The 22,696-nt window shown below is 70.4% G+C and carries 19 protein-coding genes; 11 read left to right on the top strand and 8 right to left on the bottom strand.

Going from position 1 to position 22,696, the window contains the following annotated elements; translation table 11 throughout:
* Window positions 1-62: 62 nt before the first annotated feature.
* The gene (locus ACFFIA_RS33690) at window positions 63-1,022 is read right to left on the bottom strand and encodes a metal ABC transporter substrate-binding protein (RefSeq protein WP_377258931.1); all 960 of its coding nucleotides are present in this window, start codon (window positions 1,020-1,022) and stop codon (window positions 63-65) included.
* Between the two features lie 48 nt (window positions 1,023-1,070).
* Window positions 1,071-1,319, bottom strand: coding sequence for a DUF6703 family protein (locus tag ACFFIA_RS33685; RefSeq protein WP_377258928.1), 249 nt, complete (start codon window positions 1,317-1,319; stop codon window positions 1,071-1,073).
* Between the two features lie 25 nt (window positions 1,320-1,344).
* On the opposite strand from ACFFIA_RS33685, the gene ACFFIA_RS33680 reads away from it, so the two are divergent.
* The 3 genes from ACFFIA_RS33680 (at window position 1,345) to ACFFIA_RS33670 (ending at window position 3,726) form a co-directional block, all read left to right on the top strand.
* Window positions 1,345-1,686 (top strand): antibiotic biosynthesis monooxygenase family protein, encoded by a 342-nt coding sequence (locus tag ACFFIA_RS33680; protein WP_377258925.1) that lies wholly within the window; start codon window positions 1,345-1,347, stop codon window positions 1,684-1,686.
* Window positions 1,687-1,750: 64 nt separating this feature from the next.
* Complete coding sequence (locus tag ACFFIA_RS33675) at window positions 1,751-2,227, top strand: Rv0361 family membrane protein (RefSeq protein ID WP_377259130.1); 477 nt, start codon at window positions 1,751-1,753, stop codon at window positions 2,225-2,227.
* Between the two features lie 119 nt (window positions 2,228-2,346).
* A complete protein-coding gene (locus ACFFIA_RS33670) occupies window positions 2,347-3,726 on the top strand; it encodes a glycine--tRNA ligase (RefSeq protein ID WP_377258922.1) in 1,380 nt (459 codons plus the stop codon).
* 211 nt (window positions 3,727-3,937) lie between these two features.
* Here ACFFIA_RS33670 and ACFFIA_RS33665 read toward each other — a convergent pair whose 3' ends face one another.
* On the bottom strand, window positions 3,938-4,462 hold the full coding sequence (locus ACFFIA_RS33665) for an XdhC family protein (protein ID WP_377258919.1): 525 nt from the start codon (window positions 4,460-4,462) through the stop codon (window positions 3,938-3,940).
* Here ACFFIA_RS33665 and dusB point away from each other — a divergent pair.
* A complete protein-coding gene (gene dusB / locus ACFFIA_RS33660; protein WP_377258916.1) occupies window positions 4,453-5,607 on the top strand; it encodes a tRNA dihydrouridine synthase DusB in 1,155 nt (384 codons plus the stop codon). The two genes, ACFFIA_RS33665 and dusB, sit on opposite strands and share 10 nt — an antisense overlap.
* A gap of 177 nt (window positions 5,608-5,784) precedes the next feature.
* The gene (ppdK, locus tag ACFFIA_RS33655) at window positions 5,785-8,469 is read left to right on the top strand and encodes a pyruvate, phosphate dikinase (protein ID WP_377258913.1); all 2,685 of its coding nucleotides are present in this window, start codon (window positions 5,785-5,787) and stop codon (window positions 8,467-8,469) included.
* 50 nt (window positions 8,470-8,519) lie between these two features.
* On the opposite strand, the gene ACFFIA_RS33650 is transcribed toward ppdK, so the two are convergent.
* The 4 genes from ACFFIA_RS33650 to ACFFIA_RS33635 all read right to left on the bottom strand — a co-directional run bounded on the left by ACFFIA_RS33650 (window position 8,520) and on the right by ACFFIA_RS33635 (window position 11,192).
* Window positions 8,520-8,891 carry a hypothetical protein gene (locus ACFFIA_RS33650; protein ID WP_377258910.1) on the bottom strand — a complete coding sequence of 124 codons (372 nt, stop codon included), beginning with the start codon at window positions 8,889-8,891 and terminating at the stop codon, window positions 8,520-8,522.
* 69 nt (window positions 8,892-8,960) lie between these two features.
* Window positions 8,961-9,494, bottom strand: coding sequence for a roadblock/LC7 domain-containing protein (locus ACFFIA_RS33645; protein WP_377258908.1), 534 nt, complete (start codon window positions 9,492-9,494; stop codon window positions 8,961-8,963).
* A gap of 38 nt (window positions 9,495-9,532) precedes the next feature.
* Window positions 9,533-10,726: an ADAM 12 protein gene (locus tag ACFFIA_RS33640; protein ID WP_377258905.1), complete on the bottom strand. Its 1,194-nt coding sequence runs from the start codon at window positions 10,724-10,726 to the stop codon at window positions 9,533-9,535.
* 4 nt (window positions 10,727-10,730) lie between these two features.
* Entirely contained in the window at window positions 10,731-11,192 is a 462-nt protein-coding gene (locus tag ACFFIA_RS33635; protein ID WP_377258902.1) for a hypothetical protein, read from the bottom strand.
* 329 nt (window positions 11,193-11,521) lie between these two features.
* On the opposite strand from ACFFIA_RS33635, the gene ACFFIA_RS33630 reads away from it, so the two are divergent.
* From ACFFIA_RS33630 to ACFFIA_RS33610, 5 genes are all read left to right on the top strand, one after another.
* On the top strand, window positions 11,522-11,878 hold the full coding sequence (locus ACFFIA_RS33630; RefSeq protein WP_377258899.1) for a VOC family protein: 357 nt from the start codon (window positions 11,522-11,524) through the stop codon (window positions 11,876-11,878).
* 15 nt (window positions 11,879-11,893) lie between these two features.
* Window positions 11,894-13,099: a deoxyguanosinetriphosphate triphosphohydrolase gene (locus tag ACFFIA_RS33625; RefSeq protein ID WP_377258896.1), complete on the top strand. Its 1,206-nt coding sequence runs from the start codon at window positions 11,894-11,896 to the stop codon at window positions 13,097-13,099.
* 6 nt (window positions 13,100-13,105) lie between these two features.
* Window positions 13,106-14,347, top strand: coding sequence for an NAD(P)/FAD-dependent oxidoreductase (locus tag ACFFIA_RS33620; RefSeq protein ID WP_377258894.1), 1,242 nt, complete (start codon window positions 13,106-13,108; stop codon window positions 14,345-14,347).
* A gap of 75 nt (window positions 14,348-14,422) precedes the next feature.
* On the top strand, window positions 14,423-15,280 hold the full coding sequence (locus ACFFIA_RS33615; protein ID WP_377258891.1) for a metallophosphoesterase family protein: 858 nt from the start codon (window positions 14,423-14,425) through the stop codon (window positions 15,278-15,280).
* Window positions 15,270-16,016: a 4'-phosphopantetheinyl transferase family protein gene (locus ACFFIA_RS33610; protein WP_377258888.1), complete on the top strand. Its 747-nt coding sequence runs from the start codon at window positions 15,270-15,272 to the stop codon at window positions 16,014-16,016. The genes ACFFIA_RS33615 and ACFFIA_RS33610 overlap by 11 nt, the downstream gene beginning before the upstream one ends.
* A 73-nt stretch (window positions 16,017-16,089) precedes the next feature.
* On the opposite strand, the gene ACFFIA_RS33605 is transcribed toward ACFFIA_RS33610, so the two are convergent.
* Window positions 16,090-20,100 carry a galactose-binding domain-containing protein gene (locus ACFFIA_RS33605; RefSeq protein ID WP_377258886.1) on the bottom strand — a complete coding sequence of 1,337 codons (4,011 nt, stop codon included), beginning with the start codon at window positions 20,098-20,100 and terminating at the stop codon, window positions 16,090-16,092.
* A gap of 103 nt (window positions 20,101-20,203) precedes the next feature.
* On the opposite strand from ACFFIA_RS33605, the gene ACFFIA_RS33600 reads away from it, so the two are divergent.
* Entirely contained in the window at window positions 20,204-22,561 is a 2,358-nt protein-coding gene (locus ACFFIA_RS33600) for an ATP-binding cassette domain-containing protein (protein ID WP_446686990.1), read from the top strand.
* Window positions 22,562-22,696: the final 135 nt, after the last annotated feature.

Here is a 22,696-nt window from a genome sequence, read left to right as displayed (position 1 = left end):
CGGTGCTGTCGCTCACGCCCCTCCTCGCTTCGCCGCGGGTGGGCGGGCGGCTCCACATGCGCTCATGTGCAGCCGAGCGCGGGCTTCAGGACGGCAAGATTCTTCCGCATCACCGAAAAGTAGTCGTCCGAAGTCCCTGGTTGTAGCCCTTCGATGGGATCGAGAACAGCCGTCTTGGCGCCCACCTCGCTCGCGATGGTCTCGGCGACCTTGGGGCTGACCAGCGTCTCGAAGAAGATCGTGGTCGCCTTGTGCTCGCGCGCCTCGGTCGCCACCTCGGCCAGCCGCTGCGGCGAGGGCTCGTCCTCGGGGGTCAGGCCGGTGATGCCGATCTGCTCCAGGTCGTACCGGTCGGCGAGGTATCCGAACGCGGAGTGGCTGGTCACGATCTCCCGCCGTTCGCAGTTCTGGAGGCCGGCGGCGTACTCCTTGTCGAGCGCGTCCAACTCGGACCGGAGGCTGGCCGCGCGGCTCGTGTAGCCCGCGGCGTTGTCCGGGTCGGCCTGCCCGAGCCGCTCGGCGAGCTTGTCGCCGACGGTGGCCAGGCGCGTGGCGTCGAGCCAGACGTGCGGGTCCTTGGCGCCCGCCTCCTCCTCGTGCTCGTCGGGGGCCTCCTCGCCCTCGTGCGAGTGGCCGGCGTCGGTGGCGTCCAGCAGCGGCACGGCTGTCGCCACGTCGAACGCGCGATCGCCGCCCTGCTGCTCGATCGCCTCGTCGACGGCCGGCTGGAAGCCCGCGAGGTAGACGATGACCTTGGCGTCCACGATCCGCGCCACCTGGTCGGCGTTGAGTTCGAGGTCGTGTGGCTCGGCGCCGGGCTTGGCGAGGTTGGTGACGTGCACCGCCTCACCGCCGACCTTCTCGGCGACGAACTGGAGCGGGTAGAAAGCGGCCACGATGTCCAACTGGTCCGGGCCGGCGCCGGCGCTCGGAGCGTCGTCGCCGCAGGCGGTCAGGGCACCGACCGCGAGGGCGCCGGCGACTGCGGCGAGGAGAGCCCGAGGGGTGGGGCGGTTACGCATAGCCCCACTCTCCGCCGAGATGACAATGATTGTCAAAAGCGCATGCGTCTACATGATCTTGATGAGGGCCGCCATGACCAGGAGGCCGAGCATGATCACGCGGATCGCCCGGGTCCGCGGCGCGGTCACCGGCCACGTGCGACGCATCAGGTAGATCATGCCCGCGGCCAGCGCCAGCAGCACCGCTCCGCCGATCACACCGGGCGCGAAGAGGCCCACGAGCACGACGGCCAGCGCCCCCAGGAACGCCGCGGTCGGGTTGACCCGGGCCAGCCGGGCGTCACGCGTACCCTTCATGGGATTCCACTCTAAGGAGGCGCGCGTGCTGGTCATGAACCGGTTCGTGGTCGAGGAGGACGCGGCCGAGTCGTTCACCGGCCGGGCCCACGCCGCGCTCGCCGCTCTGGCCGCCCGCCCCGGCTACCAGCGAGGGCAGCTCACCCGCTCGCTCGACGAGCCCTCGCACTGGTGCCTGGTCACCGAGTGGGAGTCGGTCGGCACGTACCGGCGGGCGCTCGGCGACTTCGACGTGAAGGTGTACGCCACGCCGCTGCTGGCCGAGTCGCTGGACGAGCCGTCGGCGTACGAGGCGCTGGCCGAGGCGGCTCCCGGTGGCCAGGTCAGCACCTCGGCCAGCGACCGTGCGGCCGATCCTGGGCGATGAGGGGCGAGCGCGCACTACCCTTGCCGTCATGACGCTGGCAGCCGGCGCCCCCTCGCCGACCGACGTGCCACCGCCGCCTCCGGGCCCGGGCGTGACGCCGCCCTTCGCCGCGCCGCCCGTGGAGGGGCGAAACGCACGTCTGTGGCTGGGGCTGGGCGTGGCCGGCCTCGCCGTGGTGCTCTGCTGCGGTGCCGGCGGCGCGGCCCTGTTCGGGCTGGTGGTGACCCAGACGGAGGCGTTCAACGAGCAGGCGCGGACGGTCGTCGGCGACTACTTCGACTCGATCGCCGAGGGGAAGTACCAGGACGCGTACAACCTGCTCTGCGACGACGTGCGGGAGGACGAGTCGCCCAACGAGTTCGCCGCCCGGGTCGCCGCCGAGCCGCGGATCACGTCGTACCGCGTCGGGGAGGTCTCGTTGACCCGCCTCACCGTGCCGGCCGACGTGACGTACGCGGGCGGTGGGCAGGATCGGCTGGAGATCAGCTTGGCCCAGGATTCGAGCACCGGCCAGTTCGAGGTGTGTGGCATCGCAGGGTAATCTGCTGGGGTTTGGGCCGCCGGTAACCGTACGGTGGCGGTAGCCGTTGTAAATCCCGTCCGTAGTCACCAGTCGCTTTTGGTCCCCGCCGACCGCCAGCCGGCGCAGGAGGAAAAATCATGCCAGCCGACCGCATCGACGCCGTTGTCAGCCTCGCCAAGCGCCGAGGCTTCGTCTTCCCCTCCAGCGAGATCTACGGAGGCACCCGGTCGGCCTGGGACTACGGCCCCCTCGGCGTGGAGCTGAAGGAAAACGTCCGCCGCCAGTGGTGGCGCACGATGGTGCAGCAGCGTGACGACATCGTGGGCATCGACTCCGCGGTGATCCTGGCCAAGGACGTGTGGGCCGCCTCGGGCCACCTCGACGCGTTCGTCGACCCGCTGACCGAGTGCCTCTCCTGCCACAAGCGCTTCCGCGCCGACCACCTGGAGGAGGCGTTCGAGGCGAAGCACAACCGCCCGCCGGCCGACCTCTCCGAGATCAACTGCCCCAACTGCGGCAACAAGGGCACCTTCACCGCGCCGCGCATGTTCAACGGCCTGATGAAGACCTACCTCGGCCCGGTCGAGAGCGAGGAGGGCCTGCACTACCTGCGGCCCGAGACCGCGCAGGGCATCTTCGTCAACTACCGCAACGTCGAGAGTTCCGCCCGCAAGAAGCCGCCGTTCGGCATCGCGCAGGTCGGCAAGTCGTTCCGCAACGAGATCACGCCGGGCAACTTCATCTTCCGCACGCGCGAGTTCGAGCAGATGGAGATGGAGTTTTTCGTCGAGCCGGGCACCGACGAGGAGTGGCACGAGTACTGGCTCCAGGAGCGCTGGAACTGGTACATCGACCTTGGTCTCTCGCCGGAAAACCTGCGCTTCTACGAGCACCCCAAGGAGAAGCTGTCGCACTACTCGAAGCGGACGGTCGACATCGAATACCGCTTCCAGTTCGGCGGCACCGAGTTTTCCGAGCTCGAGGGCATCGCCAACCGCACCGACTTCGACCTCACCACGCACAGCAAGCACTCCGGCGTCGACCTGTCCTTCTTCGACCAGGAGAAAAAGGAGCGCTGGGTACCGTACGTGATCGAGCCGGCAGCCGGCCTCACGCGTGCGGTGCTGGCCTTCCTGCTCGAGGCGTACGACGAGGACGAGGCGCCCAACACCAAGGGCGGCGTCGACAAGCGGACGGTCATGCGCTTCGACCCGCGGTTGGCGCCGATCAAGGTGGCGGTGCTGCCGCTCTCCCGCAACCCGGAGCTGTCGCCCAAGGCTCGCGAGCTGGCCGCGACGCTGCGCAAGCGGTGGATCGTCGAGTTTGACGACTCGCAGGCGATCGGCCGCCGCTACCGCCGGCAGGACGAGATCGGCACGCCCTTCTGCGTGACGGTCGACTTCGACACCTTGCAGGACGACGCCGTGACCGTGCGCGACCGCGACACGATGCAGCAGGAGCGCGTCCCGCTGGCCGAGGTCGAGCGCTACCTGATCGACCGCCTGCCCGGCTGCTGACCCGATCCAGCTCCGCGACCACTGCCCGGCGGTCGAAGGCCGCCGGGCACCTCGGTGCCGCTCGACTTGGTCGCGCCAAGGCGCGGAGAGATTCGAGATCTAGAGATCATTCGCGGTCGAGGTTCGCGTTTCCGTCGCGGACTTCGACCGCGAAAGATCTCTGGATGTTGGAGCCAAAGCCTCTCGGACGCCGAGGATCGGCCCGCGGCGGTTAGAAGACGAAGCCGCCGGGGCGGCCGTTGCGGTCGGCGATCAGGCCGGCGAGAGTGGCCAGGGCGATCTCGGCGGGGGTGCGGGAGCCGATGTTGAGCCCGATCGGCCGGTGCACGCGGGCGATCGTGGCGTCGTCGACCCCCAGCTTGCGCAGGGCCTCGATGTGTGGCGCGGTGTGCCGCTTCGCGCCCATCACGCCGATCCAGCGTGCCTCGCTGTCGAGCGCGTCGCGCAGCATCGAGCCGAGCTCGGGACGGTTGTGGTCGGTGACGACGAGGTCGGTGTGCTCGTCCGGACCCGCGGCGCCCACGCTGGAGACCGTCTGGTCGCCGTGGGGCTTGGGCGTGCCGGCCAGCAGCCTCGGCTGGGGCTCCACCAGCACGGTGCGATAGCCCACGTCGGCGGCGAAGCGGATCAGATGCTCGGCGACGGGCGTCTCGAAGACGACGACGAGCGTGCGCGGGCCGTGATCGGGCGAGTGGCCGCCGTGGGCCGTGTCGCACGCCGGATCGGATGTGGTCACCACCCCAAACTACTCTGGTTGCCGTGAGTGGGACGTTGATGCTGGGTCGGCACGGGATCGACCCGCCGGTGGTGCTGGCCCCGATGGCCGGCATCACCAATGTGGCGTTCCGCCAGCTCTGCCGGGAGTACGGCGCCGGCCTCTACGTCTGCGAGATGATCACGACGGTGGCCCTGCACCACCGCAACCCGAAGACCGAGCGGCTGATCCAGTTCGGCGCCAACGAGTACCCGCGCAGCATGCAGCTCTACGGCGTCGACCCGGAGATCACCGCGAAGGCTGTGCGGCGCGTGGTCGACGAGGGGCTGGCCGACCACATCGACCTCAACTTCGGTTGCAGCGTAAAGAAGATCACCAGCAAGGGCGGCGGGTCGGCGATCCCGTGGAAGCGCCGCCTTTTCGGGGCGATCGTGCGCGCCGCCGTCGACAACGCCGCCGGCCTGCCAGTCACTGTCAAGATGCGCAAGGGCATCGACGACGACCACCTGACCTACATCGAGGCCGGGCTGATCGCGCAGGAGGCCGGCGTCGCCTGGGTCGCCCTGCACGCCCGCACCGCCGCGCAGCGCTACTCCGGCGCCGCCGACTGGGCCGCCATCGCGGCGCTCAAGCGGGCATTGGACATCCCGGTACTGGGCAACGGAGACATCTGGGAGGCCGACGACGCCCTGCGCATGGTGGCCGAGACCGGCTGTGACGGGGTCGTGGTGGGACGCGGCTGCCTGGGGCGGCCGTGGCTCTTCGCCGACCTGGCGGCCGGTTTCGCGGGGCGGCCCGAGCGCGTGCTGCCCCCGCTCGGCGATGTGGCCCGGATCATGCGCCGCCACGCCGAGCTGCTGGTCGACTGGTGGGGCGCGGAGCGCGAGGCGGTCACCGACTTCCGCAAGCACGTCGCCTGGTACCTCAAGGGCTTTCCGGTCGGCGCCGAGCTGCGCCGGGCGATGGCGATGTCCTCGTCACTGGCCGAGCTGGACGACCTGCTCGGCAAGCTCGACGGCGACACGCCCTTTCCCACCGACATCCTCGGCCAGCCCCGCGGCCGCACCAATGCCCCTGCCAAGGTGGTGCTGCCCTACGGCTGGCTCGCCGATCGAGACTCCGAATCCGTGCCGGATGACGCCGAGCACGACGACTCCGGCGGCTGAGCGCGCGAAGCTGCGCATGGGACCGTTCCCAGGCAACGCAACGAACCTCACATGGCCGCGGGGTGTGCGTATCGTCACCGAACCCTCCCGAGACGTGGCGGATCTCGCTTAACCTTCGCCCACCATTGGGTACTAAACCCTCGTTCAACGGTGAACGCGGTGGTCAGGAGGCCTCAGGTGGCAGCGAATGACGTCTACGTGTACGACTTCGCCGAAGGCAACAAGGACATGGCGGACCTCCTCGGCGGCAAGGGTGCCAACCTCGCCGAGATGACGAACCTCGGACTGCCCGTACCACCGGGCTTCACGATCACCACGGAGGCGTGCCGGGCGTACCTGGCCACGGGGCGGGAGCCGGACGGGCTGGCCGAGCAGATCGACGCGCACCTGGCGGCCCTCGAAGAGGCGCGGGGCAAGCGCCTCGGCGACGCCGCCGACCCGCTGCTGGTGTCGGTACGGTCGGGCGCCCGCTTCTCGATGCCGGGCATGATGGAGACCGTCCTCAACGTCGGGCTCAACGACGAGAGCGTGAGCGGGCTCGCCGCGCAGGCGGGCGGTGACGAGCGCTTCGCGTGGGACTCGTACCGGCGGCTCATCCAGATGTTCGGCAAGACGGTGTGCGAGGTGCCGGGCGAGGAGTTCGAGCACGCGCTCGAAGAGGCCAAGCGGGCCCGAGACACCCACAACGACCTCGATCTCGGCGCGGACGACCTGCGGGCGCTGGTCGACTCGTACAAGAAGATCTTCACCAAGCACACCGGGCGGGAGTTCCCCCAGGACGCCCGCGAGCAGTTGAACCTCGCGATCTGCGCGGTCTTCGAGTCCTGGCACGCCGAGCGCGCGATCCTCTACCGCCGCCAGGAGCGGATCCCCGCCGACCTCGGCACGGCGGTGAACGTGGTCGCCATGGTCTTCGGCAACCTCGGCCCCGACTCCGGCACCGGTGTCGCCTTCACCCGCGACCCCGCCTCGGGCACGCAGGGCATCTACGGCGACTACCTCGCCAACGCGCAGGGCGAGGACGTGGTCGCCGGCATCCGCAACACGATCCCGTTGCAGGAGCTGGAGCGGCTGGACAAGAAGTCGTACGACGAGCTGCTCGGCATCATGTCCAAACTGGAGAGTCACTACCGCGACCTCTGCGACATCGAGTTCACGATCGAGCAGGGCAAGCTGTGGATGCTCCAGACCCGAGTGGGCAAGCGCACCGCGGCGGCGGCGTTCATCATCGCCGGCCAACTGGTCGACGAAGGGCTCATCGACCTCGACGAGGCTGTGCGGCGGGTCAACGGGGCGCAGCTCGGGCAGCTCATGTTCCCCCGCTTCGACCTCTCCGACGAGCCGAAGGCGTTGGCCAAGGGCGTGGGCGCCTCGCCGGGAGCGGCCGTGGGCAAGGCGGTCTTCGACGCCAAGCGGGCCGTCGAGCTGGCCAAGGAGGGCGAGCCGGTCATCCTGGTACGCCGGGAGACCAACCCCGACGACCTGCCCGGCATGATCGCGGCGCAGGGCATCCTCACCTCGCGCGGCGGCAAGACGAGCCACGCGGCGGTGGTGGCACGCGGCATGGGAAAGACGTGCGTGTGTGGTGCCGACACGCTCGAAGTGGACACTCGTGGCAAGAAGTTCACTGTGGACGGTCGGGTGATCGCCGAGGGGGAGGTCATCTCGATCGACGGCACCACCGGGAGCGTCTACATCGGCGAGGTGCCGGTGCGCCCCTCCGCCGTGGTGCGCTACTTCGAGGGCGAGATCGAGTCCACTGAGGACGCTCTCGTCAAGGCCGTACACCGGATCATGTCGCACGCCGACGGGGCGCGGCGGCTGCGCGTGCGGACGAACGCCGACACCGGCGAGGACGCGGCGCGGGCCCGGCGCTTCGGGGCCGAGGGGATCGGCCTCTGCCGCACCGAGCACATGTTCCTGGGCGACCGGCGGGAGCTGGTGGAGCGGCTCATCCTCGCCCGCACCGACGGCGAGCGGCAGGAGGCGCTGGACGCGCTGCTTCCCTTGCAGCGCGCCGACTTCCTGGAGATCTTCCAGGCGATGGACGGGCTGCCGGTGACCGTACGGCTGATCGACCCGCCGCTGCACGAGTTCCTGCCGCCGTTGGAGGAGCTGGCGGTGAGCGTGGCCGTGGCCCACGAGCGGGGCGAGGACGTGGCCAAGGCCGAGGCGATGCTGGCCGCCGTACGCCGTATCCACGAGCAGAACCCGATGCTGGGCCTGCGCGGCGTACGCCTGGGGCTGGTCATCCCCGGCCTCTTCGCCATGCAGGTGCGCGCGATCGCCCAGGCCGCGGCCGAGTGCAAGCGCAACGGCGGAAACCCCTGCCCGGAGATCATGGTGCCGCTCGTCGGGGCGGTGCAGGAGCTGGAGACGGTACGCGCCGAGGCCGAGCGCATCATCGCCGACGCGGGCGCCGAAGACGTGTCGATCGGCACGATGATCGAGGTGCCGCGGGCGGCGCTGACCTCGGGGCAGATCGCCGAGGCGGCCGAGTTCTTCTCGTTCGGCACCAACGACCTGACCCAGATGGCGTGGGGCTTCTCCCGTGACGACGTGGAGGGCGCGTTCTTCTGGCGCTACATCGAGCTGGGCATCTTCGGCATCTCGCCGTTCGAGTCGATCGACCGGGACGGCGTGGGGCGGCTGGTGCGCATCGCGGTCGACGAGGGGCGGGCGGCGCGCCCCGACCTCAAGCTCGGCGTCTGCGGCGAGCACGGTGGCGACCCGGAGTCGGTGCACTTCTTCCACGAAGTGGGGCTGGACTACGTGTCGTGCTCGCCGTTCCGCGTGCCGATCGCGCGGCTGGAGGCGGGCCGCGCCGCGATCGTGACGGCGGCTGACTCGGACAGTCGCTGACGGCGTGCGGTCCGCCGGCCGGCGCGTCTCCGGCCGGCGGACCGTCCACCTCACACGTCCAGGCCTTCCTCGATGCTACGCAGACGGTGGCGGGCCATGGCGAGGTTGGCGCGTCCCTTGAGCAGGGCGACGTACAGGAACAGCCCTTTGCCCGCGCGCCCCGTGATCGGCCGGATCAGGTGGTACTGGTTGTCCAGCGTGATCAGGATGTCCTCGATGGTCTCCTTGATGTTGAGCATCTCCATCGCGCGCAGCTTCGCCCGCACGACGTCGGTGTTGCCGGCAGCGGCCACCGCCAGGTCGAGATCCTTGCTGCCACCGATCGTGCCGAGCGCCATGCCGCTGGTGTAGTCGGCCAGCGCGGCTCCGATGGCGCCTTCGATCTGCATGATCTCCTTGAGGGAGGTGTCCATGTCAGCCATGGGTAGGGGCTCCTGTCCTTAAAGTTCGGTTTGCTGACTCTGGGGTGCGGGGTCTGTGGTTGGGCTTCGCTACGCGTGTGCGGGCCGGCCGAATGCCGCCATGGGAGTACGGCGGGCGAGGCGGGGCCGGTCCGGCACGGGCGAGTTCGGCATCGGTGCGGGCCTTGCCTGCGCGGCCGACCCGTCGACGATCTGGCCGAGCCGTGGCGCGACCCGGCGTGCCTCGTGGTGGATGCGGGCCAGGTTGGCGTGCGGGCGGGTGAGCAGGGTCAGCAGACCGTTCTGCCCTGCGCCGTACGTGACGATCGACCCACCGTCCGACTGGATGACGGTTTCGCGCAGCTGCCCCTGGCGCACCGTGGCGGCGAACCGTTGGCCCAGCCCCAAGGTGGCCGCCGAGAGCGCGGCGATGGCCTCCGCGTCCATGCCGGGGCTCGTACTCCGGGCGCCGGTCGCGTTGCCGCCGGCTCCGTCGGCGATCGGGCGGCCGGTGCCGTCGCCCATGTCGCTCGCGATGAGCATGCCGTCCGTGCTGGCGAGCACGGCGCCGGCGATGTCGGGCAGCCGCTGACGCAGTACCCGTAACTCGGCGATCCCGTTCAAGGATCGTCCCCCCTTCGGTTGTGGTTCTGTCGGTTGGGTTAGAGGGCTTCAAGGCCCGATCGGATGCGGTTGAGCAGTGCCTCGTCCAGCTCGTCCGTGAAGGCCGCAGGTGGGTCGGGCCCCGATCCCGGCTCGCCGTCCGCACGGCGGGGCAGCCGTGCCTCCGTCTGCTGCGGGCGACCGGCGGCGCCGGGCGAGGCCGCGACCGCACGCCGCGCGGCGGTGGTCCGCCGCGCCGCCGCCCCCTTTTCGGCGGCCTTGGCGCGGGCCGCCTCCCGGCCCGCGTGGCCGTCATTCTTGGCGGCATCGTCAGGCGGCCCGTCGTCGCCCTTCGCGGCCCCGCTCTTCTCCGCCGCCTCCGTGGTGGTCTTCACCTCCGGCCTCGTCACCGGCGTACGCCCGGGTATCCTGGCCGCCGGCGCACGCCCGATCACCTTCGCGGGGGCCTGCTCGGCACTTCGCCCGTCGCCCTTGGCCGCGCCGCTCGCCAGGGCCGTCGCCGTGACCACGGTGGACGGCTCGGCGGTGGCCTCGTCCGCCGCGGGCACGTCCGGCGCGATGGCGGTGACCAGCCCGGCCGCGGCCAGGCGGCGCAGTTCCAGCACCGTCGCGTATCCGGCCCGGCCGAGCAGCCGCGCCAGGTCCGCCGCGGTCCGCTCGCCATCACAGTGGACGATCAGCTCCCACTGTGGCGCGGTGACCACCAGCCGGGGCGTGGGGGCGCGCGGGACGGTCCGCAGCCGCCCGGTGTCCACATCGGAGATGGGATGTACGTCGTCGAGGAGCTTGCGACGGCGGGTCAGCTCGCGCCCGAGTACGGCGGCGTCCACCTGGCACACGGGGCCGAGCGAGTGGCGTACGCCGGGCTCGAAGCGGACGCGGGCGGGCGTCGGCGACAGTGCGAAGAACGCCGCGTCGTAGAGGGCGCCGAGCGTGCAGAGTTCCAGCTCGCCCTGTGTGAGGTGGCCCTGCGCCACCAGCAGCGGCCCCACCGGCTCGCCGCTGGCCGCGGCCGCCGCCCACACCTGCGTGGGCAGCCGGCCCGAGGTGGTGAGCAGCTCGCCCACGCCGGGAGCGCCCGGGGACTCGACGTAACTGACCCACCCGTCAGTCAGGTACACGATGCCGCCGGGGTCGCCCTCGATGTGGAGCGCGCCGGTCTCCCCGGCACCGGTGTGCTGTGTGAGGGCGCGGCGAGGTGGCACGGCCTTGCCCGTGCGTGTCGACTTCACCGGCCTATCCCAGAGCGGCGGGGACCGAGGCCACCGGCTCCGCGGCCCGCGCCGGGCCGGAGGCCGCGGCGGGGTCCGGAGGTGCGGGCGTCCCGGCCAGGCCCTCCGCCAGCAGCCGCAACTGCCGGCGGGCCATGGCGAGGTTGCCCTGCGTCCTGTCGAGCCAGAGGTAGAGCACCAGCCGGCTGTCGAACACCGTGCGTACCTGCTGGATCAGGTGGTAGCCGTCGAGGGTGGTGATGATGACGTCTTCGATGCCGTCGCCCGGCCGTGTCGACGCGAACGGGGAGCCGGTCGTCGCCACGTTGACGATCGCGGCGGTGCCGGACCAGGTGGCATCGGGGTCGTCGGTGGGGGCTCGCCCGCGTGCGCCGATGGCGAACCCGGTGGTGTGGTCGACGATGCTGGCGCCGATGGCACCGTGGATCGCCATGGCCCGCGCAAGGCAGGCGTCAATGCCGGACACGTGCTCTCCTCAGCCCGGACGTGCACTCGCCACCCAGTCCGGCCTGGTGGGTTTCGAGCTCCGGGCATAGTGATGTGCGACCGGTAGCCGCCACTCCGGTCTTTTCAGTTGTCGCGTCAGCACGTTACCGCGCGGTCCCGAGCGGTAACGGCCAGGTGATCGGCTACCAACTCTCATCCGATCGGCTGTTGCCTCTAGCGCCTCCCGGGGCCAGAGATTAGCCGGCACGCGGAATGATGATCCCGGGCGTAACGTGGTCGTCACTTTGGCGTCGTCTGGCGATAAGGCGCCGCCGGGCGACAACTAGGGATAAATCGGGAGGCGTACCTATGGGCAGCCGCTGGGAGAACCTGGTCGTCGATGCGCTCGATCCGGCGCGCCTCGCGCGTTGGTGGGCCGAGGCGCTCGGTTACCAGATCACCTACGAGCGGCCCGACGAGGTGGAGATCCGCCGCACGCCCGACGCGGTGCCCGGCATGGTCTTCGTGCCCGTGGCGGATGCCAAGTCCGGCAAGAACCGCCTGCACGTCGACCTGCGCCCGGCCGACCGGGAGGCCGAGGTCGAGCGCCTGGTCAACATGGGCGCCCGCCACGTCGACGTGGGGCAGGGCGCCAGCGCCGGCTCGATCGTCCTGGCCGACCCCGAGGGCAACGAGTTCTGTGTCCTGAAGCAGCGCGAACAGTAGGGATAGGCTCATGGCGTGATCGAGGCCGAGCGGTTCGTGCCCGAGCCGCGCAAGGACACCGGGCACGGGCGGAGCCCGTTCGAGCGAGACCGGGCGCGGGTGCTGCACTCCGCCGCGTTCCGCCGGCTGGCGGCGAAGACACAGGTGCACACCGCCGGCTCCGACGACTTCCTGCGCACGCGCCTCACGCACTCGCTCGAAGTGGCGCAGATCGCCCGGGAGATGGGCGCCCGGCTGGGCTGCGACCCCGATGTGGTCGACGTGGCCGGGCTCGCCCACGACCTCGGTCACCCGCCCTTCGGGCACAACGGCGAGGAGGCGCTCGACGCGGTCGCCCGGGAGTGCGGCGGCTTCGAGGGCAACGCCCAGACGCTGCGCGTACTCACGCGTCTGGAGGCCAAAATCAACGGCGCCGGCCTCAATCTCACTCGGGCCTCGCTCGACGCGACCTGTAAATATCCCTGGCCGCGCCGTCCCGGGCGGCGCAAGTTCGGCGTCTACGCCGACGACGCGGAGATCTTCGCCTGGGCGCGCGACGGCGCGCCGGCCGACGTCCGGTGCCTGGAGGCCCAGGTCATGGACTGGGCCGACGACGTGGCCTACTCGGTGCACGACGTCGAAGACGGTGTGTTCGGCGGCTACATCCCGTTCGGCCGGCTGCTGGCCGACGCCGACGAGCGGGCGGCACTCTGCGCCGACGTGGCCGCCACCTACTCCGCCGAGGCGCCCGGCGACCTCGCCGAGGTGCTCACCGACCTGCTCGCCGACCCCGCGCTCGCGCCGCTGGCGGGCTACGACGGCAGCTACCGGGCACAGGCCGCGCTCAAGGGCGCGACGAGCGTACAGATCGGACGCTTCGTGGCCACCGCCGTCGAGGCCACGACGGCGGCGTCGGGGGAGCGGCCGCTGCGCCGGTACGACGCCGACCTGGTCGTGCCGCCCCTGATCCGGGCGCAGTGTGCGCTGCTCAAGGGCATGGCGCTGCGCTACGTGATGCGCCGGCGGGGCGCCGAGGTGTGGTACGAGCGGCAGCGGGCCATCCTCACCGACCTGGTCCACGCCCTGGTGGCGCGGGCTCCCGACGGGCTCGATCCGATCTTCGCGCCACTGTGGAAGGTCGCGCCGGACGAGGCGAGCCGACTCAGGGTCGTCATCGACCAGGTTGCCTCCCTGACCGACCCCGCGGCCGTAGCCTGGCATGAGCGACTGAGCGGAGGCTGAGCTTTCATGTATCTGATCATCGGCGCGTCACTCGCGGGGGCGAAGGCGGCGCAGACCCTGCGGGACGAGGGCTACACCGGCCGGTTGGTGCTGGTCGGTGAGGAGACCGAGCGGCCGTACGAGCGGCCCCCGCTCTCCAAGGGCTACCTGGCCGGCAAGGAGCCGAGCGAGAAGGCCTTCGTGCACGACGCGGCGTGGTACGCCGAGCACGACGTCGAGCTGCTTCTCGGCCGCCGGGCCACCAACCTCGACGCCGCCGCCCACGTGGTCACGCTCGACGGTGTCGAGGAGCTGCGCTACGACAAGCTGCTGCTGACCACGGGCTCGCGCGTGCGCACGCTCGGCGTGCCCGGCTCCGACCTCCACGGCATCCGCTACCTGCGCACGATGGACGAGGCCGAGGCGCTGCTGGGGTCACTGCGGGCCGGCGGCAACGTGGTCGTGGTCGGCGCCGGCTGGATCGGCCTGGAGGTGGCCGCGGCGGCCCGCGAGCACGGCTGCACGGTCACCGTGGTGGAGATCGCGCCGCTCCCGCTGCACGCGGTGCTCGGTCCCGAGGTGGCCGAGGTCTTCCGCGCCCTGCACGAGGCGCACGGCGTGCAGTTCCGCTTCGAGTCCGGTGTGCGCGAGTTCGGTGGCGCCGGCGGCCAGGTGTCCAACGTGGTGCTCGGCGACAACACTGAGATCCCCGCCGACGTGGTCGTGGTCGGCGTCGGCATCCGGCCGGCGACCGAGCTGGCCGCGGCGGCCGGGCTGGCGGTCGACGACGGCGTGCTCACCGACGGCGCGCTGCGCACCACCGACCCCGACATCTACGCGGCCGGCGACGTCGCCCGCTTCCTCAGCCCGCTCGTGGGCGACCGGATCCGGGTCGAGCACTGGTCCAACGCGCTCAACGGCGGTCCCGCCGCGGCCCGGTCGATGCTCGGCCAGGAGGTGTCGTACGACCGCGTCCCCTACTTCTTCACCGACCAGTACGACCTGGGCATGGAGTACGCCGGCTGGGTCCCGCCGGGCGGCTACGACCGCGTGGTCTTCCGCGGCGACCCCGCCCTCGTCGACGGCAAGACGCCGGAGTTCGTGGTCTTCTGGACCAGGGGCGGGCGCGTGCTGGCCGGGATGAACGTCAACGTGTGGGACGTGCAGGAGCAGATCCAGGCGCTCGTGCGGGCCGGCTTCGCGGGCGACCCGGTCGACCTCGACCGCCTCGCCGACCCGTCGGTGCTGCTGGGGTCCCTTCTGGACTGACCGGTCACCACCACGAGCCGCCAACCAGTGGTCGCGTAGGGGCGGGGCACACGCGGCCGCCGGTACCATCGACAGGTGCCCGCACTGCCCAAGCTCCTGGCCATCAGTGACCTGCACGTGGCTTACGCGGAAAATCGTGAGCTGGTGGAGACCTACCGGCCCGAGACCGACGACGACTGGCTGCTGGTGGCCGGCGATGTCGGCGACATGATGGAAGACGTCGAGTGGGCGCTTCGGCTGCTGGCCGAGCGCTTCCCCAAGGTGGTGTGGGCGCCGGGCAACCACGAGCTGTGGACGCCCAAGGAGGATCCGGTCCAGCTGCGCGGCGAGGAGCGCTACCGCCACCTCGTGGAGATCTGCCGCGGCCTGGGCGTGGTGACGCCGGAAGACCCCTACCTGGTCTGGGAGGGCGAGGGCGGCCCGGTCACGATCGTGCCGCTCTTCCTGCTCTACGACTACACGTTCCGGATGCCGCAGTTCGACACCAAGGCCGCGTCGCTGGCAAATGCCTATGAGGCGGGCATCGTCTGCACCGACGAGTTTCTGCTCCACCCCGACCCCTATCCGAGCCGGGAGGAGTGGTGCGCCGCCCGGCTGCGGCTGACGCTGCGCCGGCTCGCCGAGCGCGAGCGCCCCGAGCTGCCCGTGGTCTTCGTCAACCACTTCCCGCTCGTGCGGGAGGTGACCGAGATCCTGTGGCATCCGGAGTTCGCCCAGTGGTGCGGCACCGTGCAGACGGCCGACTGGCACGTCCGCTTCAACGCCGCGGCTGTCGTCTATGGACACCTGCACATCCCCCGGGTCAACCGGTTTGACGGCGTGCCGCACCAGGAGGTCTCGCTCGGCTATCCGCGGGAGTGGCGGGCACGTTCGAAACCACCGGCCGGCCCGCGCCAGATCCTGGCTACTGTGGACGGTGCACGTGTTGGCTGAGCTCGTCCCGCCGGCCGTCGTGACCGTCGAGGCGTACGACGACGTGGCGCCGGTGGAGCTCTTCCCGGAGGAGCAGGCCGTCATCGCGCGCGCCGTCGACAAGCGACGGCGCGAGTTCACCACCGTGCGCGGCTGCGCCCGGCAGGCCCTGTCCCACCTCGGGTTCGAGCCGGTGCCGATCCTCCCCGGCCAGCGCGGCGCGCCCCGCTGGCCGGCCGGTGTCGTGGGCAGCATGACGCACTGCGAGGGCTACCGGGCCAGTGCGCTCGCGCTCGACCGCCACGTTCGCACCGTCGGGGTCGACGCCGAGCCCGACGCGCCCCTGCCCGAGGGAGTGCTCGACGCGATCGCGCTCACCGAGGAGCTGGCGATGCTGCGCGAGCTGACCGCTTCCGCGCCCGGTGTGCACTGGGACAGGCTGCTGTTCAGCGCCAAGGAGGCGGTCTACAAGGCGTGGTTTCCGCTCGCGGTCAAGTGGCTCGACTTCAGCGAGGCGCGGATCGCGATCGACCCGGCCGGCACGTTCGAGGCGACGCTGCTCGTGCCCGGACCGGAGACGCCGGAGGGGCCGCTGACCGGCTTTTCCGGCCGCTGGCTGGCCCGGCGCGGCCTGCTGCTCTCGTCCATTGTGGTCACCGTGCCGGCGGCGGGCGAGGGCTCGGCCGTCAGCGGCGACAGCGGCCAGGGCGTCGCGGAGCGCGGCGAGGAGCCGGCCCTGGGCGCCGTCAGCGAGTAACGCGCGACGACGAAACAGGGGCCCCGCGCGTGCGCGGGGCCCCTGTCCGGTGGGAACTACGAGGCTGTCCCGGTCACGGGTTGACGTTGATGGTGAACGTCGACGTCGTGTTCTGGATGTTCTGGAAGTTGTTGCTGAACCGCAGGTTGTTGAAGGTCACCGAGCCGCGTGCCGGTCCCTCGCCGGGCTCGGGCATCTCGTTGGCCCAGATGCCGAAGCCGGACTTGGCGTCGTACGCGTCACCGCTGCGCTGCGCCCCCGAGATGGAGACGTTGGTGAAGACGGTGTCGGCGACCGGGAAGAGTGGCTGACCGCCCACGTAGTCGGTCTGGAACATGATGCCGTGGTAGGTCGGGTCCACGATGTCCACGTTGCTGACGCGGATGCCCTGGAACACCTTGCTCGCCGAGTAGACCCAGATGCCGGGGAACGTCTGCGCGCCCCAGAAGTGCCCACCGGCCCGTACGATCGACAGCCCGTCGAACACCGTCGGCGGGCTGGCGCCGAAACCGTCCATGGGGTAGCCGAAGTCGAGCGAGCTGATGGTGACACCGGAGTACACCAGCGTGTCCGCGATGTAGATGTTGCGGAACGTGTTGCCGAGCCCGCCGTAGACCGCGACACCGGCGGCCCGCCAGGTCAGGATCGACGTGAGGTTCTCGAACACGTTGTCCCGCTGCGCCCCGCCGCCGCCGTCCGTAGCGGCGAAGAGGGCGAAGCTGTCGTCGCCGGAGGCCCGGGACTCGTTGTTGCTGACCAGGTTGCCCGTGCTGCCGTTCGTCATGTTGATGGCGTCGGCGAAGAGGTTGCGCGAGCGCGTGTTGCGGATGGTCGTGTTGTCGGTGTTGAGGCCCCAGAAGAGGCACATCTGGTGCTCGGCCCAGATCCCGTCGATGGTGATTCCGGAGACGTTCTGGAGGTCGAAGACCTTGCCCGGCCCGTCGTTGCGCTGCGTGTAGTTGCCGAAGTACGAGAACCCGACGAACTGCGAGCCGCCCGCCGAGCCCTCCACGCGGAAGCCGACATCGGTGTTCTCCTGGTTCTGCGGCGAGACGAACCGCGTGTACCAGGCGCCGGCGCCGACCACGCGCACGGACTTGCCGTACACCTGGAACTTGTTCTGCGTCGGGTACTCGCCCGCGGGCAGGTAGACGCCGACCAGGTTGCCGGTGGTGTCCATCCGCACGCGGTCGAGCGCGTTCTGTACGTCCTGGTGGGTGAAGCCGCTCGGCGTCGTGTACCGCGCCGGGTCCGGGTTGGCGACCGGTGACACCTGCTCGGTGCTGATGAAGTCGATCGCGAAGGTGCCGCTGTTGGCCGCGTCCTTCTGGAGCTTGATGCGGCTGCCGGCGGGCACGGTGGAGTTGAGGAAGATGTTCGCCTCGTCGTAGATGTGCCGAGGGCTGCCCGCGCTCGGCGAGTTGCCCGGGCCGGCCTCCGCGCCGTAGAGCCACGCGTACTTCGAGGTCAGCGGGATCGCCTTGTGGAACACGTCGTTGACGTAGACGTTGAGCGTGCTGCTGGTGCCGCCGCCGCCCGGCGCGTCCGGGATGGAGAACCGGGTCACCAGCGTGTTGGTGCTGGCCCTGGTGGTGAACTGCACGTACGCGCCGTTCTGGTTGAGCGTGACCGCGCGGCGGCCGGATGCCTCACCGGCGAGGTCGCCGACCGTCCGGTTCGGACCGACGACGGCCGCGCCGCCACCGACCTGGCCTTCCTCGGCCTCGAGGATGTCGAACGGCATGTTCGCGCCGCGGCCCACGAAGAGTGGCCGCTCGCTGGTGTTGTTGGCCTGCTTGACCGGCAGCTCGTTGCCGTCGTTGGCGAGCACTACCCGGACGGTGTACCGGCCGTTGGCGGCGGTCCACGTGCCGAGGTCGACGACCGGTGTGGTGGCGCCGGCCGCGATCGTGCCGCTGTACGAGCCGGTGAGCGTCCGCACCACCGAGCCGGCGTCGTCGAGCACGGTCAGCGTGATGCCGTGCGCGCCGCCCGCCGAGGCGATGTTGCCCTGGTTGCGGATGGACGCGGAGAAGCTGACCGTGTTGCCGTTCGCCGGGTTGTTCGGCGTCCAGCCCACCGCCGCGGCGACCAGGTCCGAACTGGACACCGGAGTGACCACAAGGGACGTGGGGCTGGTGAAGGCGTTGTTGGTGTCGCTCTGCTCGATGACGTCGTTGTCCTCGTCGACCTTCGCGCTCACCTGGTAGGTGCCCGCGTCACGGGGACCGATGTTGGCCGAGACCGTGGCGGTCGCCCCGGCCGCGAGTCCGCCTACCGTGGCGGTGCCCACGCGGGTCGTACCAAGGTAGAAGTTGACGTCCGTGGCGGCGGAGGCCGCGTTGCCCGCGTTGCGCACGGTGGCGGAGAGGGTGATGGCGCTGGTCTCCACCGGCGCGGCCGGGCTGGACGTGATGCCGGTGATGGTCAGGTCGGGGTTGGGCGCCGGCGTGCCGATCACCTGGAACTCCGCCACCTGGCCGCCCGGCGCACCGGAGTTGGCCGTGAAGCGCAGCTGCACGTCCGCGACGGTCGCGGTGACCGGGATGGTGACGGTGTTGCTGGAGGCGGGGTTGAACGTGTACGTGGCCGCGGAGACCAGGTTGGTGAAGCCGGAGGCGCTCTGCGCCCGCCCGAGTACCTGGATCGTCTGCGTGCGCGTGCCCCAGGCCGGGTCCGGGTTGAGGCGCAGCACGACCGAGTTGATGCTGGCGTTCGAGCCGAGCTGCACGGTCAGCGTGCCCGGATGGCCGTTGGCCTCCCAGTACGTGGTCACGTTGTTGTCGTTGGCGTTGGTGGCGACGTACGTGTGCACGTGGCCCGACTCGGTGATCGGCTTGCCGACGGCGAGGTTGGTGCCGCCGGTGGGGCCGCCCGGCCGGGTCACCGTGTTGCTGTTGGCGGACTGGTTGCCGGCCGCGTCGCGGGCCCGCACATGGTACGAGACCGTGGTGCCGTCCGGCTGGTTGTCGGTGAACGTGGTGACGTTGCCGGCCACGCTCGTGCGCAGCTCGTTGTTGGCGTAGACGTCGTACGCGGTGACACCGACGTTGTCGGTCGACGCGTTCCAGGTGAGGCGGATCTGCCCGGTGGCCGGCTGCGTGAAGGCCAGGTTGCCCGGCGTGCTGGGCGCCTGCGTGTCACCGGTCACCGGGCCGTACACCTCGAACTCGGAGAGCTGCCCGGCCGGCCAGCCGGTGTTGGCGGTGATGTTCAGCCGCACGTACCGGGTCGTGGTCGCGGTGAAGTTGATCGTCACGGTGTTGCCGGTGGCGGGGTTGAAGACGTAACCCGCGGAGGCGACCAGCGTGCCGAACGAGGAGCCGTTGCCACTCGACTGCACGGTCAGCGTCTGCGTGCGGGTCTCCCAGCCGGCCGGCAGCTTGAGCACCAACTGGTTGACGCTCACCGACGAGCCGAGGTCGACCTGTATCCACTGCGGGAACGCGTGGTTGGCGCTCTCCCAGTACGAGCCCTGGTTGGCGTCGTTGACGTTGCCGCCCGGGTAGCCGCCCTGCGTGCTGCTGACCTGGATCGTCTTGCCGGCAGCCAGGTTGGGGCCGGCGGCGGCGACCGCGAAGACGTCCAGCGCGGAGAGCTGACCCGCCGAGGCGGCCGAGTTCGCGGTGATGTTGACCCGCACGTACCGGGCGTCGGTGGCGCCGAAGTTGATCGTCACGGTGTTGTTGTTGGCCGGGCCGAACGTGTACGCCGCCGGCGAGACGATCGTGGCGAACGTGCTCCCGTTCGGGCTGCCCTGCACGGAGAGCGTCTGCGTGCGCTCGCTCCAACCGGCCGGGAGCTTGAGCTGGACCTTGTCGATCCGCCGGCTGCCGCCGAGGTCGACCTGCGCCCACTGCGGGAAGGCGCCGGAACCCTGCCAGTACGTGGCCTGGTTTCCGTCGGTCAGGTTGGCGATCGGGTACGCGCCGCTGGTGGCGTTGGCCGACGCGGTGCGGCCGGAGGCGAGGTTGGGACCGCCGGCGGCCGCGGCTGGCGTCGCGATCGCGACGGGCACCAGCAGGCCGGCGACGGTGAGGAGGGCCAGCGTGAGCCGACCTCGGCGTCTGGAGGTGGGGGACATGGCGGTGCGGCACCTACTTCCGTGGGCGACAGAGGAGGCCAGACCGGTGACGTCGCCACGCCCGGGCGCGTGGGGGCGTACCGCCGTGCGATGTTTCGTGGCGATGACGATACAAATACAGATCGGTCAACGCAAGAAGTCGATCCAGATCCGCAAGAACTGGACTCCCTCTACGGTGTACGCTATTTCGGTGCGCGACGAGATCACGATCACCGGAGCCCGGGAAAACAACCTCAAGAACATCTCGCTCCAGGTCCCCAAGCGGAAGCTGACCGTCTTCACCGGGGTCTCCGGCTCCGGAAAGTCCTCGATCGTCTTCGACACCATCGCCGCCGAGGCGCAGCGGCAGCTCAACGAGACCTTCAGTGCCTTCGCCCGCAACCGGCTCCCCAAGTACGGCCAGCCGGACGTGGACACCATCGACAACCTGTCCGCCGCGATCATCGTGGACCAGAAGCGGCTCGGTGGCGGCTCCCGCTCGACCGTCGGCACCATCACCGACATCGCGCCGCTGCTGCGGCTGCTCTTCTCCCGGGTCGGCAAGCCGCACCTCGGCTTCTCCAACGTCTTCTCCTTCAACGACCCGCAGGGCATGTGCCCCGAGTGCGAGGGCATCGGCAAGTCAGTCCAGATCGACCTCGACGTCTACATCGACCGGAGCAGGTCGCTGCGGGAGGGCGCGCTGCTGCATCCCGACTTCGGGGTCACCGGCTGGGTCTGGAAGATGTACGCCGCCTCCGGCTTCTTCGACCTGGACAAGCCGCTGGCCGACTACTCGCCGGAGGAGTGGGAGCTGCTGCTCCACGGCGAGAGCAAGATCCCGGTGGAGTGGCAGGGCACCACGATCAACTCGACTTTCGAGGGGGCCGTGACCCGCTTCAACCGCCTGTACATCAAGCGGGACAGCGCCGAGCTGTCCGATCGCACCAAGGCGGCGATCGAGCGGTACGTGACCTCGGCGACCTGCCCGGCCTGCAAGGGGACCCGCTTCAACCCCGCCGCGCTCGGCAGTGAGATCGAGGGGTACAACATCGCTCAGCTCAACGCGATGGAGGCGAGCGAGCTGGTGCGCACGCTGGAGACGTTCACCGACCCGCTGGCCGTGCCGGTCGTGAAGAGCCTGCTGGAGCGGGTCGGCAACCTGGTCACCATCGGCCTCGGCTACCTGAGCCTGGACCGGGCCACCGACACGCTCTCCGGCGGCGAGTCCCAGCGGATCAAGATGGTGCGGCACCTGAGCAGCAGCCTCGCCGACATGATGTACATCTTCGACGAGCCGAGCGTCGGCCTCCACGCCCGCGACGTCGAGCGCCTCAACCAGTTGCTGGTGAAGCTCCGCGACAAGGGCAACACCGTGCTGGTGGTGGAGCACGACCGCGACGTCATCGAGATCGCCGACCACGCGATCGACGTGGGCCCCAAGGCCGGTACGCACGGCGGTGAGATCGTCTTCGCCGGCAGCGTGGCCGAGCTGTGCGAGGCGGACACGCTCACCGGCCGGTTCATGCGGCACCGGCTGCCGCTCAAGACCGGCTACCGCCAGCCGACCGGATGGCTGCGGGTCACCGGAGCCACCGCGCACAACCTGCGCAACCTCACCGTCGACTTCCCCACCGGCGTGCTGACGGTGGTCACCGGGGTCGCCGGCTCGGGCAAGAGCACGCTGGTCAACGAGGTGTTCGTGGGGCAGCATCCGGACGCGATCGTGATCGACCAGAGCGCGGTGGGCGGCTCGATCCGCTCCAATCCGGCCACGTACACCGGCATGCTCGACACCATCCGCCAGCTCTTCGCCAAGGCCAACGGGGTCACCCCCTCGCTGTTCAGCTTCAACTCCAAGGGCGCCTGCCAGAACTGCCAGGGGCTCGGCATCATCTACACCGACCTGGCCTTCCTCGACGCGATCAAGTCGGTGTGCGAGGTGTGCGAGGGGCGGCGCTTCCACGACGACGTGCTGGGGCACAAGCTGCGCGGGCGCTCGATCAGCGACGTACTGGAGATGACCACGGCCGAGGCGCTGGAGTTCTTCACCGCCGGCGGCGCCGAGAAGAAGCTGGCCAAGGTGCTCCGCGCGATGAACGACGTGGGCCTCGACTACCTGCGCCTGGGCCAGCCGCTGAGCACGCTCTCCGGTGGCGAGTGCCAGCGCATCAAGCTCGCGACCGAGCTGCACAAGAGCGGCGCTGTGTACGTGATGGACGAGCCGACCACCGGCCTGCACATGTCGGACATCCGGCAGCTCCTGGACATCGTCGAAGGGCTGGCCGAGCGGGGCAACTCGGTGATCGTCATCGAGCACAACCTCGACGTGATCAAGAACGCCGACTGGATCGTCGACCTCGGCCCGGAGGGCGGTACGCGGGGCGGGACGATCCTCTTCGAGGGGACGCCGGGCCGGCTGCTGGAGCATCCGACCTCGTACACGGCCGAGTTCGTCCGCCGCGACCTCGCCTCCACCTGACCCAGTGAGCGGGCTATGTCGGGGACCTGGCCCGTTCACGCCGGCCCGCGGGGGGCTGGGTCCCCGGCATAGCCCCGTCGGTGACGGCGAGCGGCCGTCGCGGAGCCGTACGGCCCTCCGGTAGAGACAGCGTGC

The organism is Phytohabitans kaempferiae, assembly GCF_042433955.1.
In the GTDB taxonomy this organism is placed as follows: Bacteria; Actinomycetota; Actinomycetes; order Mycobacteriales; family Micromonosporaceae; genus Phytohabitans; species Phytohabitans kaempferiae.
This window is presented reverse-complemented; position numbering and strand designations above follow the sequence as displayed.